The organism is Paraburkholderia unamae, assembly GCF_003268775.1.
GTDB classification, from domain to species: domain Bacteria; phylum Pseudomonadota; class Gammaproteobacteria; order Burkholderiales; family Burkholderiaceae; genus Paraburkholderia; species Paraburkholderia unamae.
Genome location: NZ_QLSU01000008.1, coordinates 283,579 through 297,244 on the forward strand (window position 1 = coordinate 283,579; position 13,666 = coordinate 297,244).

Sequence of the window (13,666 nt, forward strand, 5' to 3'; positions counted from 1 at the left end):
TCACCTGCCCCGTGGGGAGTTTTGAAGTGTTTCGAGCATGCGCGGGTTGTCGACCGCCAGTTCCTGCGCGAGCCGATTCCACAGCGTGGCGACGAGCGCCGGGCGCATTGGCGAGCCGACGTCGAACTGTCCGGCGCGAATACCGCTGACGATGACAGCATCGCCGAGCAATTGGACCGGCGCGTGGGCGTCCGGCACAGCGGAAGCACGACCGAAATGACGCGCGACGATCCGCATCGCGTTGGCGACCATCAGGCCGTTGTATCGCGCTTCCTTTTGAAGCGACGGGAGCACGTCGCCGGTCAGCGTGCCGGTTGCCGTGTCGAGCAGGTCCACCATCCTGTCATGGGTGTTCATCAACGCATCTCCAGCAGATTCATGGCTTCCAGCGCCAGCCCGGAAACGAGGCGGCCGGAGAGCGCGAGTTCCAGACTGCGCTGCGCCCCCGACGCATGCCGCTGCGCTTGATGAAGCGCGATGACGGCCCATTTGACCTGGGCGAGCGCCTGCCAGTCGACGAGTTCGGACGGCTCGACGCGGCTGCCCGTTGCTGCCTGGTAGCCGTCCAGGAAGCCTTCAACGGGTCCGACTCCGCCGCCGGCCAGCTCCGCCCTGCCGAATCGCCAGCAAGGCGCCGTGAACCACCCGAGGTCCTCATAGGGGTGCCCCCAACCCGAGAACTCCCAGTCGAGGATAGCCGTAACGTGTCCGCCATCGACCATGTAGTTGCCGGTTCGATAGTCGCCGTGTGAAAGCACCGCTTGCGATGCACCGCCCACCCTCACTTCGACTTCACGCAGACAGAGCTCGAGCGCCGGATGGGCGTCCGGCAACGCGTCGAGCTGGCTGCGGATATGGGCGATCGACGCGGATGCGGCCGAGCGCGGCGCAGCGCCGAATACGGTCTCCACATCGGGCGCGGGCACACGATGGATGACACCGAGAAGCTCGCCCAGCTCGACCGCGAGCGCATGCCGGTCGGGGACGTGCGCGTCGCTTTTGGCGAGAATATGCCCTGCGGTCATTCCCGATACGAAGTCGAGGATGAAGAACGGCTTGCCGATGATGGAGAGGTCGTCGCAGAACCCGTGGGGCCGCGCCACCCGCGCGCCCAGTCGCGACGCCAGACTGTAGCGCTCGTATTCTTCCTTGCGGGTACAACTCGTTGGGATCGCGGCATCGGCATCCGTACGCAGTACGTATGACGTTCCGTCTCCCGTGTCGATTCGCCAGTTTTCCTGAATGGCGCCGCCGGACAACTTCGACACGCACGCGACATCGGATCGAATGATGTCCCGCCCGGACAGCCAGCGCCCAAGCCGCACGAGCGCGCCCGGTTCCGGCAGAGCCGTCACGCCGCTTCCGCTTTTGGCCATCGTTGCCACCATTTCATGCAGCATGTTTCTGCACCCTGACAAGGATTTCCTCAAGATACCGCCGCGTCGACGCTTCCGGCAAGACGAGCGGCAGGCGGACGACGGACTCGCACAGGTCGAGCAGACTGGCCGCGTATTTCACCGGCCCCGGGCTGGTTTCCGCGAAGAGTGCGCGGGTGAGCGGCAGCATCGCAAGGAACGCTTGCCGTGCCCGCGCGATGTCGTTGTCGTCGATAAGCCGGCACATCTCGCTCACCTGCCTGGGCAACACGTTGGCCACGACGGAAATGACGCCCCATCCTCCGAGGACCATGAAGGGCATGGAGGTGAAATCGTCGCCGCTATAGCGTGCGAAGTCGGCTGGCAATGCGGCGACAAGCTCGGCCGCCCGCAGCATGTCGCCGGTCGCATCCTTGATGCCGCGGATATTGGGGTGCGCGCTCAGGCGCAGGACCGTCTCGACAGACATGTCCGTCACCGTGCGGCCCGGCACGTTGTAGAGCACCAGCGGCGCGTCGCCAGCATCGGCCTGCGCCATGAAGTGGGCGGCCAAACCTTGCTGCGAAGGCTTCACGTAGTACGGCACGACGCTGAGCAGCGAATCCGCGCCATGCACGCACGCGAACTTCGCAAGCGCTGCGGCTTCACGGGTGGAGTTGGCGCCCACTCCCGCCATGACGTGGATGCGCCCGGCCGCATGTTCCACCGTTGCCGCAATCACGTCGCAGTGCTCATTAAACGAAAGCGTCGATGCCTCGCCGGTCGTGCCGACCACCGCAATGCCGGCCGTTGCGCTGGCCACATGAAAGTCGATGAGCGCGCGCAGCTTTTCGTAATCGATACTGCCCTCTTTCGTGAACGGCGTAATCAATGCCACCACGCTGCCGCGCGGCAGTTGTCTTCCGGTACGCTCCAGAATCCCCGGCTCATTCGTCACGCTGTCTCCTCCTTTAAGGGGCGCTCGTCCGTCGTCCCTTTGAACCGATTGGGTCGAACCGATTTCGTCGAACCAATGCTTCACGATACCCGCGACGACAGCGCGCGTGAAAGCACGCTGCCCGCCGCATTTTCAGTGCGGCCTGCCACCCAGATAGAGCCGGCGCATTTCATCGCTCGCGAGTAGCTCAGAAGCCTTGCCTTCCAGCGCGACCTGTCCCATCGAGAGCACATAGGTCCGGTCGGAAATGCGCAGCGCCTCGGTCGCGTTCTGCTCGACCATCAGGACGCCGATACGTTCGGTGTTGCGCAATTCGACAATCGCGTCGAAGACCTCGCCGAGCATCTTGGGCGAGAGTCCGGCGGACGGTTCGTCGAGCAGCAGAAAGCGCGGGCGCGGCATGAGCGCACGCGCGAGCGACAGAATCTGCCGCTCGCCGCCCGACAAACTCGCGGCGCGGGCGCGGATCTTGCGCTTGAGCACCGGGTAAGCGCCGCAGAGTTCATCCACTCTCGCTTTGCGGTCCCGCTCCTGCATGAACTGACCGCCGAGCACGAGGTTCTCCCATACGGACAACGAACCGAATACGTTGTCGGTTTGCGGGACGAAGCCGATTTCGTGCTTGCGCACCTTGCGATGCACCGGCACTTGCCCGATGTCGGCATCGTCCAGTGTGACGGTGCCTTCGCGGGGCAGCACGAATCCGGCAACGGTCTTGAGCAAGGTTGACTTGCCGCAGCCGTTGGGGCCGAGGATGGTCACGATCTCCAGTTGCCGCGTATTGATGGAAATGCCACGCAGGATGTCGACTTCCCGCGTGTAACCGGCTACGACGTTATTGACGGCTATCATGCGATGGCTCCCGCAACCTGGTATTGCCCGCCCGGCTTCTTGCCGAGATAGGCCTCCACCACGCTTTCGTGATTTTCGAGCTCAGAAGGCAGGCAGTCGGCGACGGTCTTGCCCTTGTCCAGCACGATGCAGCGGCTGCAAGTTTCGGAAATGAAGTGCATGTCGTGCTCGATGATGACGAGCGTAATGCCCTGAGCGTTGATGCGCTTGAGCGTCGTGACGAGTTCCGCGCGCAGGTTGGGATGCACGCCCGCCATCGGCTCGTCGAGCAGCAGCAGCGCCGGCTGCTCCATCATGGCGCAGGCAATGCCGAGGAGCTTTTTCTGGCCGCCGGAGAGCGAGGCGGCCGGCAAGTGCGCGACTTTCGCGAGCAGCAATTCGTCGAGAAGATGACGCGCGCGCTCGCGCGTTTGCTGCTCCAGCCGCTTGACCGCTGCCGTTCGCCATAGCGTGCTCCACAGACCGTGACTTTGCGTGGACGCCGCCATCACGACCTCTTCGACCGTCATGCGCGTCGGCATGGACGGTAGCTGGAAGGTTCGGCGCACGCTCCTTGCGGCAATCTGGTGGGCCGCCATGCCGCTCACGCGCTCGCCCTGAAGCTCCACCTCGCCGCGATCGACGGGGCAATAGCCGGTGATGACATTGAGGACGGTGCTCTTGCCGCAACCGTTCGGCCCGAGCAAGCCGACAATTTCGCCCTGGCGCACGTTGAAGTTCAGGCCGGTCAGCACCTGGTTGCCGCCAAAGGCTTTGTACACGTCATGCAAGCGAAGCATCGTGCTCATGTTGCGCTCCGGATTTTTTCGGGAACCAGGCCACCGGGCCGGACCATCAGACAGATGAGCAGCACGACGCCGATCGTGCCGAGCCGCACCGCGCCCGCAATGTCGCTGCTGATGTCGAGGTAGTCTTTGACAAACGGCACCGCGCTATAGACTGCTTCGACGAGCAACGCGCCCAGTATCACGCCCACGTTGTTCCCGAGGCCGCCTATCATCACCATCGTCCAGACCAGGAAGGTCTCGGAGGAAAGCATGTAGTCGGGGCCGACAAAACTCATGTAGTGCGCAAGCAGCGAACCGCCAACGGAAGCCATCGCGGCGCTCGTGACGGTGGCCTTGACCTTGAGCGGCACGAGCTGGTAGCCCAGGCTGGTTGCGAGCGCGGGTTCCTCACGCATCAGGCGGATTGCGCGGCCGAACCGGCCCCGCGTCAGACGCGTGCAGGCGAAGAACGCCATGACCACCATAGACAATGCGAGCAGGAAGAACGCAAGGTCGTACTGCGTGCCGGCCTTGCTCCCGAAAATCGCGGGCACGCCGCTGATCCCCTGCGCACCACCCGTGAGCCAGTTTTCATTGAGCGCGACGGTGCGGATCAGCTCCGCCACGGCGAGCGTCGCGATCGCCCAATAGTCGGACGCGAGGTTGCGTCCGAGCCGCGCCATGACGTAACCCACGAGCATGGCCACGGCGACACCGGCAAGCATGCCGACGGGAACCGGATAGCCCAGCGACGAGGTGATCGCTGACGCATAGGCGCCCACGCCTGCAAACGCCACGAAGCCAAAGTTGAGGAGTCCGGTGAATCCCGCCTGGAGATTCAGCCCGAGTGCGAGCAGGGCATAAATGCAGGTGAGCGTCGCAACGTGCAACAGGAAGCTATACACGGCGAACCTCCCGGTCGAAGATGCCGTAGGGCTTGAACAGAAGCGCAACGAGCAGAATCAGGAAGGACGCTGCGCTGATGTAGGTGATCGGCACATACACATCGGTTGTCCCGAACATCCATCCGAAATCGAGGTTCGTGACCAGCGTTTCCGCAATGGATATCAACAGCGCGCCAGCGGCCGCGCCGAGCGGATTACCCAGCCCGCCCAGAATCGCCGCGGCGAATACCGGCAGCAACAGGTTGGTCCCGAGGCCGATATGTACGGACTCCGTGAGGCCGAGCATCGTGCCGCCCAGGGCCGCCAGCGCGCCGCTCAGGAACGTGATGCCGTTCACGATGCGCGCGCCGTCCACGCCGGTAGCCGCCGCAAGCGCGGCATTGGACGACATGGCGCGCATGGAGCGGCCAACGTTGGTCTTGAACAGCAGCACGGCAAGGAGACCCACGCAGCCGAATCCGCAGGCGATCGACGTGAGCTGGTCCACCGATACCGTGGTCGAGCCGACGGCGATGGGATGCGACAGTCCCGCCGAGTACTGGAACGGACGCGAGCCTGCAACCCCCAGCACCACGGCGATGAAAATCATCGAAATGGCCAGCGAACCGATCATCGCGATTGAACTGCCCGAGCGCAACAGCCGCTTGAATATGAGCATGTTCAGCAGCACGGCGAGTGCGCCCATCGCGACGCAGGAGCCGAACAGCGCCAGCACGAACGGCATGCCAACGCGGGTGAGCGCGAGGGTGATGAAGGCGCCGAGCATGGCGTATTGCACATGGGCGATGTTCGGAAACTTGACCAGCGAGTAGACGACACTCAGGCCCACGGCGACCAGCATGATGTCTGAGGTGCGTATCAGGGTGTCAATGATGAATTGCAGCATCGAGTTCTCCTCGGCCAGCCGCGCTGGCACGCAGCGCGGCCGAGCTTAGCGGGTGACGACCTTCGTATCGAACTTCACCTTGTCGTAGGGCTGGTCCTTGCGCTGGCCGCCATCGTCGAACGCAATGGTCCCCGTCGCGCCGCTGTACGGCCCCAAGGCCTTCATCGCGGCGCGAATTTTGGCGGGATCGGCCGAACCGGCCTTGTTGATCGCGGCGGCGGCAACCATCACGCCGTCGTACGCATAGCTGCCGAAGGACGACTTGGGCGCTTCCTTGTATTTGGCGCGATAGGCCTGTTCATACGCCTTGCCGCCATCGCCGATCGAGGCGACTTCGAGCCCTTCCTGGCCTTGCGCGGCCTGGGGCGTCGTATCGCTCGTGCACATCGTCAGGTAGATGCCGTACCACTTCGACTTGTTCAGGCCGAGCTCATACGCCTCGCGATTGATGGTCGCCGCTTCCTGCCCGTACGCGCTATACACGTAGGCCTGCGGCGCCGAGCGCGACATCTGCTGAAGCTCGCGACGATACGTCGATTGCCCTTCGCTATAGAGCACCACCGACGACACCTTGCCGCCCAGCGATTCGAAGCGCTTCTTGAATTCGTTCGCGACGCCCTGCCCGTATGAATTATTCGGGGCGATGAACGCGACGTCCTTGAGGTTCTGCCCGAAGACGTCACCGGCCGCGAAGCGCGCCGAGAGGTCGTCGAGGCCGATCACGCTGAACGAGCCAGTGCCGATCTTGCGCACCTGCGGGCTGGACGAGCCAATGTTGATATGCACGTCGCCCTGCTGCACCACGTATTGCCCAACGGGAATCGTGATTCCCGACGAGAACTCGCCGATCACCACCGGCACCTTGTTGACCGACACCAGCTTGCGGGCCGAACTCAGTGCCGTTGCCGCCACGCCGCCGGAGTCTTCGACGATGACCTGAAGCTTCTGCCCGAGCACACCGTTGTGAGCGTTGATTTGCTCGACGGCCAGTTCCACGCCGCGCCGCTGATCGTCCCCGACCGACGCGCTCGCCCCCGTGAGGGGCAGCACTGCGCCAAGCGACACCGTCTGTGCAGACGCCACGCCCGCCATGGAGAACAACGCGCCCGCTGCAACGCTCATGCACAGCTCTTTCGCAAACTTCATGGTGACACCCCTTCATCGGATGGGAAAATTAGACTACACAAGTGTCGACAATTTAGCGCAAAAAAAACGATGTCAATAAAAACATCGACACTCGAACGCGGGGCCAGAGGACCTGCAAACAAGGCTTCTCCGGCTTCCTGGCTAACCAGCAAACATGCGGCTCGCTGCGCGTTTGGCGGCACTGCGAGGCATTGCACAACATGCAAAAGAGGGGGAGCCCACTGGCTCACGACGTCTCCAGACTAGCGGATTGTCTACACTTTTGTATTCTAGTTTTCCCCAGTCTGGTGCTCGACCGAACGTCGCGGCGTGCGGCGGCCATGAGCGAATCGTCGGGTCATGAGCCGCCTTGTTGTACTCACAATGGGTTCGTCGTCAGGATGCGTTGACGGCGCTGTGAAGCATGAAGACGAACGCCCCCATGAGCACGCCCGACAATCCAAGCAGCGCCACGAGGAAAGCGGTACCAGGAATGCTTTGCGTCTCGCTGGCAGTGCCGGTGCCGTATGCGCCGGGGAACGGACTGATGAATCGCCGCGCGTCGTGCGCGATGGTTCGGGTGGGCGCCTGCCGCGTATTGCAGGTTTTGCAGGTTTTGCGTGTGTGTGGCGAACGAGCCTTGGGCGAGGCGTGAGTCGCACTGTATATAGCGAGCTTCATGGTGTCCGTCCTGTCCGTCGTACCGGTTTTTTCGTTCGCGCAATGTAGCCCGATGCAGCTCAATTCAGCCTACACATGTGTCTACACTTTCACCAGAAAAAAAGACGGTGTCAAGCACCACCTGACCCGCGACCCACGACACCTCGAAGCGTACGCGCGAACCGGCCCGCGCTTTCATATCGTGCAACCTGGCTCCAATGCGTGGGAATGCCATTTCCCCGCTACCGCTACGCAATTGCGCATTGAAGGACTTCTTCCCTCATCGTGAAAAATGTCACGCAAGCCATTGAATTACAACGAATTATCCGAGACGAATGGCAGCCATGGCCGCATCTTTTCCTGCGATAGACTGAAAACGACTGAATCTCTTACCCCTTCTATCCTATGGAGACTAATGATGGACGTGTATATCGAACCGTTACCGCGAGGCCAATGGGGCCCGATCGATGGCTATTCGCTGGAGTTCGCCGACGGTAGCCGCTTCACCAGCGACATCTTCCGCTCGGAGCTTCTCGCGATCAGTGAAGTCATCTTGCGAGGCTACAAGCCGCTGCTCGCGAAGGTGCGGATAACGGACAAGCAAGCCACTGCACACTGGAAGCGCCCTGAAACCGCAAACGCGTAAGCACGCAACGCAACAGGAACGCCCCTCAGCTTCACCTTCAGCCGAAGCGGCTGATCTTCCCCTGGCTCGACGGCGCCCAGCCGCCGTCGAGCCGTCGAGCCGCCCAGCCTCCCGCGCATTCCCCCGCGTACGTCAGTCAGAGGCCGAAGCCGAGTTGCGCCTTGCCCAGCGCCGTCAAATCGCTTTCGGTCGCGCGGCCGGCAAAACCGGTTTCGAAGTGATCGGCGGGAAAATCGGGCGGACTTTCGCCTTTGAGGAAAGCCGGCAACTGGCGCTTCAGGTATTCGTCGTTTTTCGCGCAGCCGGGCGCCGCCGCGATATACATCACGTTGCTGTACCCGGTGCCGCGATGGGCGTCTTCCACCGCGTGAATCACATCGCTGTGCCAGAAGACGGTGTCGCCCGCCTGCATCAAGGGAATGGACGAGAGCGCCTGGTGCAGCGGGGCGTGCCACTGTGGGCTGATCGACAAGGCGCGGCCCGGCATCGCGCCGCACAGATCGTCGTCGGCGACGTCGTCCTGGAGCGCGCGCAAGAGCACATAGACCATCGCGTTGGCGATCGGCACCAGTTGCAACGTGCCGTCGCCCGGCCCTTGCGGCGTGAGTGCCGTCCAGCCCTGAAACGTGCGGAACACCGAGCACACCGTCGGGGAGCGGATCTCGCGCGCCTGCGGGCGCCAGGCCGCGTCGAAGGCGTCATACCGGCGCCAGTCGCCGCTGAAGACGTGACGATAGACGCGCCGGAAGTTCTCATCGAGCCAGCGCTCCACCGAGCCGCCGTCGCAATGCGCGGAAAGCCCCAGCGATTCCGAGCCCGGCGGGCGGCGGCGCAGGCGGTCCGCGTAGGCCGGCACGCTCTGCGGGTCGAAGTGAACCCGGCCTTCGCTTTCCCACTTCCAGAGCCGGTTCAGGAACACGCGTGTGCGGGTGAGTTCGGGGGACTGTCGCGCCTCCACCTGCGGCCCGGACCAGTAGATGCCATAGATTTGCGGCTTGCTCGATGCAAGCGTGCCAAAGAACTTGTCCTCGGCCCGGTGCGCGAGTTTCTCGTCCAGCCGGTTGCGTTCGACATAGCTCGCGATCTCGTCGTCCCATGCCGCGGCGCGTTCCGGGCTGAACACGCCGCGCACGACACACGCGCCGCGCTCCTTGATCGCCGCGATCGCCTGCTCGCTCACGCGCCCCGCCGCCACATCCGCATACTGGACCTCCGGAATCACCGGCTCGCCACGCTCGCGCTCGCGCGCAATCACCTCGACCTTGCGCCTGATTTCGGCGTCGACCTGCTCGAATACCTGCCGGTAGTCGGGAAGGCTCTCGCGCAGTTGCTGCTTCACCGCGCGGATGGCCGCCGGTAGATCGTCGATATGCAGGGATTCCATGCTGCGTCTCCATATAGTGTGTCGTGCCCCAAAGCTTAGCGCCCGGCACCCCGGAGAAGAGATAGAATCCGGACAACCTCTTTGCGTTTCCAGCCATGAAACCCGCCTACGAGCACGTCGAATTCGGTGAGCGTTGTTCGGTCAGGGTATACAACCGCCGGCTGCCGAAAATCCCGTTCGAATGGCACCATCACCCCGAATATGAGCTGACCCTGACGATGAACAGTCAGGGCAAGCGCTACATCGGCGACACGGTCGCGGTTTATGGCGACGACGACCTGGTGCTGGTGCCGCCGGATCTGCCGCACACCTGGTCGTCGAACCGCTCCATCAATCCTTCGCAGCCGCAGGTGGCGATCGTCGTCTGGTTCGACGGTTTGTGGGTGCAGCGGCTCGCCGATCTGTGCCCGGAATACGCCGACCTGCGCAATCTGCTGCGGCGGGCCGCGTGCGGGCTGGTGTTCCAGGAGGGCGCGGGCACGCAGATGCGCGCGCAACTGGACCGGCTGCTATCGGCCAATGCGCGAGAAAGGCTGGCCGCCGTGCTCGATATTCTCGTCTGGTTGTCGGACTTGCCCGCCCAGGCGTTGACGCTGCCTGTGGCCTTCGACGCCCGCGCGGGCGCCACCTCGGGGTTCGGGCCGGACCGGCTCAACCGGGTGCTGTCGTTGATCGACACGCAATTCGCGCATCCCTTGAAGCTCGCGACGCTCGCGAAGGCCGCCGGAATGTCCGAACGCACGCTGACGAGGCACTTTACCCAGCATCTCGGGGAAAGCGTCGGCCAGTACATCGCCCGCGTTCGAATCGGTCACGCGTGCCGCATGCTGACCGATACCGCCGTGCCGATTTCCTTGATCGCCGCCCGCTGCGGGTTTCCGAACGTCCCGAACTTCAACCGGCAGTTCAAGGCGACGAAGCAGATGACGCCCGTCGCCTATCGGCAGCAGTTCTTCGGGGAGAGGAACGAGAGTTCGCCGTCGCTCACCGAGCGCTCGCCTTCGCTTGAGACGAAACCGGCGGCGAAGGGACGCCGCGGACCCGCCAGGCGCGCGTAGATCCAATCATCCGGCGAGCATGCGTTGGCACGCCAGTCTTCGTAACAGACGTCCGCAAGATCATCCCGCCGGCGATCGTCGCTCGCGCCTGCCGCACCGGCCTTCCCTTCAGCACCCGAAAGCACGTTTCACATTGCGGAATCCGCTGCGGATTTCCGCCGCGTCCTCTTTTCGTCGCTTGAAAACCTGTTTTGCATCGCAAAAAGAGATACGTATCCCATTGAAAAATAACGAAAAATAAACTCTTATGTCTTATATAAGACATCGCCCGCGCGTCTCAAACATCGCTACTATTTAGTCATGCAGTTCGCTTCGACATACGCAGCGGCAAGCTGAATCATTCGATCAATCGCGCTTAGCTCTCAGGAGAGACTCATGGCCCAGTATCAAGACGACATCAAGGCAGTTGCCGGTTTGAAGGAGAAACAAGGCAGCGCGTGGGATGCCATCAATCCCGAATCCGCCGCTCGCATGCGTGCCCAGAACAAGTTCAAGACGGGCCTGGACATCGCGAAGTACACGGCGAAGATCATGCGCGCCGACATGGCCGCCTATGACGCCGACCCGTCGAAGTACACCCAGTCGCTGGGCTGCTGGCACGGCTTCATCGGTCAGCAGAAGATGATCTCAATCAAGAAGCACTTCAACAGCACCGAGCGCCGCTACCTGTACCTGTCGGGCTGGATGGTCGCCGCGCTGCGCTCCGAGTTCGGCCCGCTGCCGGACCAGTCGATGCACGAAAAGACTTCGGTGAGCGCGCTGATCCGCGAGCTGTACACCTTCCTGCGCCAGGCCGACGCCCGTGAGCTGGGCGGCCTGTTCCGCGAGCTGGACGCCGCGAAGGACGCGGCCGCCAAGGCCGCCATTCAGGACAAGATCGACAACCACGTCACCCACGTCGTGCCGATCATCGCTGACATCGACGCCGGTTTCGGCAACGCGGAAGCCACCTACCTGCTGGCCAAGCAGTTCATCGAAGCGGGCGCTTGCTGCATCCAGATCGAAAACCAGGTGTCGGACGAGAAGCAGTGCGGCCACCAGGACGGCAAGGTCACCGTGCCGCACGAGGACTTCCTCGCCAAAGTGCGCGCGATCCGCTACGCCTTCCTGGAACTGGGCGTGGACGACGGCATCATCGTGACCCGTACCGACTCGCTGGGCGCCGGCCTGACCAAGCAGATCGCCGTGACCCACACGCCGGGCGATCTGGGCGACCAATACAACTCGTTCCTCGACTGCGACGAAATCTCGGCCGATGCACTGGGCAACGGTGACGTCGTCATCAAGCAGAACGGCAAGCTGATGCGTCCGAAGCGCCTGCCGAGCAACCTGTTCCAGTTCCGCGCCGGCACGGGCGAAGCGCGCTGCGTGCTGGACTGCATCACCTCGCTGCAAAACGGCGCCGACCTGCTGTGGATCGAAACCGAAAAGCCGCATATCGCCCAGATCGCAGGCATGGTCAACGAGATCCGCAAGGTCATCCCGAACGCCAAGCTCGTGTACAACAACAGCCCGTCGTTCAACTGGACCCTGAACTTCCGCCAGCAGGCGTATGACGCGATGAAGGCCGCAGGCAAGGACGTGTCGGCCTACGACCGCGCCCAACTGATGAGCGTGGAATACGATCAGACTGAACTGGCAGCCGCCGCCGACGAAAAGATCCGCACCTTCCAGGCCGACGCGGCGCGCGAAGCGGGTATCTTCCACCACCTGATCACGCTGCCGACGTACCACACCGCCGCGCTGTCGACCGACAACCTGGCCAAGGAATACTTCGGCGACCAGGGCATGCTGGGCTACGTGGCTGGCGTGCAGCGCAAGGAAATCCGCCAGGGCATCGCCTGCGTGAAGCACCAGAACATGTCCGGTTCGGACATCGGCGACGACCACAAGGAATACTTCAGCGGCGAAGCGGCCCTGAAGGCGGCAGGTAAAGACAACACGATGAACCAGTTCTGATACCTGTTCTGATACCTGTCCTGCTGCAAGCAAAACGCCAACCCGAATGGGTTGGCGTTTTTTTTATCCGGCGGGAACGCATGAGGTGGGGAGCTCAATCCGCTTCGCCCACGTGCTGCCGGAACTGCTGCGGCGTGCTGCCAAACGCTCGCCGGAACATCGAAGAGAACGTGCGCACGTCCGCGTAGCCCAGTTCCTGTGCGATGCGCGCCAGGGGATGGCCGACCGCGAGCTTGGACATCGCCTCGGCAAGACGCAACTGCTCGCGCCACTGGCCAAACGTCATGCCCGTTTCCTGGCGAAAGAGCCGCGCAACCGTGCGGGCGCTCGCGCCCACTTCGTCGGCCCAGTCGTCCAGCGTGTCGTTGGTCGCCGGTTGTGCGATCAGGCGCTCGCAGATCCGGCGCAGGCGCGGGTTGCCCGGCAGCGGCAGCCGCTTGTCCGGCGCACGCGCGCAGGCAAGCGCCAGAAGCCGCAGGATCAGCGGCACCAGCAGCGTTTCGCGCGTGTCCGTCGCGCCGGAGCCGTTCCCGACATCTTCATCGAGCGCCAGGTCGAACATGCCGAGCACCGACGCGCGCAGCAGCGCGTCGACCGTCAGCATCTGGCATTCGGCGCCGCTTGCCGGCAACGCTTCAGGTTCGATATAGAGCGTGCGCATCGACACCTTGCCCACCATATGCAGCTCGTGCTCGACCTGCGAGCCGATCAGCAGCGCGTGGCCGGGCGTCAGCATCCACAGGCCCAACGGCGTGACCGCGCGCACGATGCCCGTCGTGGCGTAGACGAGCTGCGAGCGGTGGTGAACGTGAGCGATTTCGTGAGTGCCGTCGTCGTAGTCGATGGACTGCGCGATCACCTTGCGCCCCACGGGCAGCGCCCCGAAAGTCTGGAGTTTGGGCTGGCTCATGTCCGTATCAAATGTCTCAAAGTCAATCTCACATTCAATCTGCCATGATTGACCATTTCATTGCCAAAGTTGTCCGGACTAAGCCGGAATACCGCAGTTATAGTAACGCCTGAGCGGCCCAGCCGTCTTCTGCCTGAACGTCCCCATCGCATGGCAAATGTCCCGAGGACCACCAAGAGTCCTTTACATCGCATTTCCATT

13 protein-coding genes are annotated in these 13,666 nt (G+C 63.0%); 3 read left to right on the forward strand and 10 right to left on the reverse strand.

Annotated elements, in window-relative coordinates; translation table 11 throughout:
- The 8 genes from C7401_RS15915 to C7401_RS15950 form a co-directional block, all read right to left on the reverse strand.
- Complete coding sequence (locus C7401_RS15915) at positions 1 to 357, reverse strand: DUF6285 domain-containing protein (RefSeq protein WP_133254503.1); 357 nt, start codon at positions 355 to 357, stop codon at positions 1 to 3.
- Positions 357 to 1,400 (reverse strand): phosphotransferase family protein, encoded by a 1,044-nt coding sequence (locus tag C7401_RS15920; protein ID WP_112172345.1) that lies wholly within the window; start codon positions 1,398 to 1,400, stop codon positions 357 to 359. The genes C7401_RS15915 and C7401_RS15920 overlap by 1 nt, the downstream gene beginning before the upstream one ends.
- Positions 1,390 to 2,313: a 4-hydroxy-tetrahydrodipicolinate synthase gene (dapA, locus tag C7401_RS15925; RefSeq protein ID WP_258397086.1), complete on the reverse strand. Its 924-nt coding sequence runs from the start codon at positions 2,311 to 2,313 to the stop codon at positions 1,390 to 1,392. The genes C7401_RS15920 and dapA overlap by 11 nt, the downstream gene beginning before the upstream one ends.
- A 132-nt stretch (positions 2,314 to 2,445) precedes the next feature.
- The gene (locus C7401_RS15930) at positions 2,446 to 3,165 is read right to left on the reverse strand and encodes an ABC transporter ATP-binding protein (protein ID WP_112172346.1); all 720 of its coding nucleotides are present in this window, start codon (positions 3,163 to 3,165) and stop codon (positions 2,446 to 2,448) included.
- Positions 3,162 to 3,953 (reverse strand): ABC transporter ATP-binding protein, encoded by a 792-nt coding sequence (locus C7401_RS15935; RefSeq protein ID WP_112172347.1) that lies wholly within the window; start codon positions 3,951 to 3,953, stop codon positions 3,162 to 3,164. Before C7401_RS15935 ends, C7401_RS15930 begins: the two co-directional genes overlap by 4 nt.
- Positions 3,950 to 4,837 (reverse strand): branched-chain amino acid ABC transporter permease, encoded by an 888-nt coding sequence (locus C7401_RS15940; protein ID WP_112172348.1) that lies wholly within the window; start codon positions 4,835 to 4,837, stop codon positions 3,950 to 3,952. Before C7401_RS15940 ends, C7401_RS15935 begins: the two co-directional genes overlap by 4 nt.
- Positions 4,830 to 5,723: a branched-chain amino acid ABC transporter permease gene (locus C7401_RS15945; protein ID WP_112172349.1), complete on the reverse strand. Its 894-nt coding sequence runs from the start codon at positions 5,721 to 5,723 to the stop codon at positions 4,830 to 4,832. The genes C7401_RS15940 and C7401_RS15945 overlap by 8 nt, the downstream gene beginning before the upstream one ends.
- Positions 5,724 to 5,768: 45 nt before the next feature.
- Entirely contained in the window at positions 5,769 to 6,869 is a 1,101-nt protein-coding gene (locus C7401_RS15950; RefSeq protein ID WP_112172350.1) for an ABC transporter substrate-binding protein, read from the reverse strand.
- 1,054 nt (positions 6,870 to 7,923) lie between these two features.
- Here C7401_RS15950 and C7401_RS15960 point away from each other — a divergent pair.
- Positions 7,924 to 8,154: a hypothetical protein gene (locus C7401_RS15960; RefSeq protein ID WP_112172352.1), complete on the forward strand. Its 231-nt coding sequence runs from the start codon at positions 7,924 to 7,926 to the stop codon at positions 8,152 to 8,154.
- A 136-nt stretch (positions 8,155 to 8,290) separates the two neighbouring features.
- Here the strand turns inward: C7401_RS15960 and C7401_RS15965 are convergent, their stop codons facing one another.
- Positions 8,291 to 9,538, reverse strand: coding sequence for a DUF1479 domain-containing protein (locus C7401_RS15965; protein ID WP_112172353.1), 1,248 nt, complete (start codon positions 9,536 to 9,538; stop codon positions 8,291 to 8,293).
- Between the two features lie 95 nt (positions 9,539 to 9,633).
- On the opposite strand from C7401_RS15965, the gene C7401_RS15970 reads away from it, so the two are divergent.
- Together C7401_RS15970 and C7401_RS15975 are read left to right on the forward strand one after the other, a co-directional pair.
- Complete coding sequence (locus C7401_RS15970) at positions 9,634 to 10,596, forward strand: helix-turn-helix domain-containing protein (protein ID WP_112172354.1); 963 nt, start codon at positions 9,634 to 9,636, stop codon at positions 10,594 to 10,596.
- Between the two features lie 375 nt (positions 10,597 to 10,971).
- Positions 10,972 to 12,555 carry an isocitrate lyase gene (locus tag C7401_RS15975; RefSeq protein ID WP_112172355.1) on the forward strand — a complete coding sequence of 528 codons (1,584 nt, stop codon included), beginning with the start codon at positions 10,972 to 10,974 and terminating at the stop codon, positions 12,553 to 12,555.
- A 94-nt stretch (positions 12,556 to 12,649) separates the two neighbouring features.
- On the opposite strand, the gene C7401_RS15980 is transcribed toward C7401_RS15975, so the two are convergent.
- A complete protein-coding gene (locus tag C7401_RS15980) occupies positions 12,650 to 13,465 on the reverse strand; it encodes an AraC family transcriptional regulator (protein WP_112172356.1) in 816 nt (271 codons plus the stop codon).
- Between the last annotated feature and the right edge of the window lie 201 nt (positions 13,466 to 13,666).

Bases quoted from the DNA above. Each gene is read 5' to 3' on its own strand.
- C7401_RS15915 (WP_133254503.1), bottom strand. From the start codon at position 357: ATGAACACCCATGACAGGATGGTGGACCTGCTCGACACGGCAACCGGC.
- C7401_RS15920 (WP_112172345.1), bottom strand. From the start codon at position 1,400: ATGCTGCATGAAATGGTGGCAACGATGGCCAAAAGCGGAAGCGGCGTG.
- C7401_RS15930 (WP_112172346.1), bottom strand. From the start codon at position 3,165: ATGATAGCCGTCAATAACGTCGTAGCCGGTTACACGCGGGAAGTCGAC.
- C7401_RS15935 (WP_112172347.1), bottom strand. From the start codon at position 3,953: ATGAGCACGATGCTTCGCTTGCATGACGTGTACAAAGCCTTTGGCGGC.
- C7401_RS15945 (WP_112172349.1), bottom strand. From the start codon at position 5,723: ATGCTGCAATTCATCATTGACACCCTGATACGCACCTCAGACATCATG.
- C7401_RS15950 (WP_112172350.1), bottom strand. From the start codon at position 6,869: ATGAAGTTTGCGAAAGAGCTGTGCATGAGCGTTGCAGCGGGCGCGTTG.
- C7401_RS15960 (WP_112172352.1), top strand. From the start codon at position 7,924: ATGATGGACGTGTATATCGAACCGTTACCGCGAGGCCAATGGGGCCCG.
- C7401_RS15965 (WP_112172353.1), bottom strand. From the start codon at position 9,538: ATGGAATCCCTGCATATCGACGATCTACCGGCGGCCATCCGCGCGGTG.
- C7401_RS15970 (WP_112172354.1), top strand. From the start codon at position 9,634: ATGAAACCCGCCTACGAGCACGTCGAATTCGGTGAGCGTTGTTCGGTC.
- C7401_RS15975 (WP_112172355.1), top strand. From the start codon at position 10,972: ATGGCCCAGTATCAAGACGACATCAAGGCAGTTGCCGGTTTGAAGGAG.
- C7401_RS15980 (WP_112172356.1), bottom strand. From the start codon at position 13,465: ATGAGCCAGCCCAAACTCCAGACTTTCGGGGCGCTGCCCGTGGGGCGC.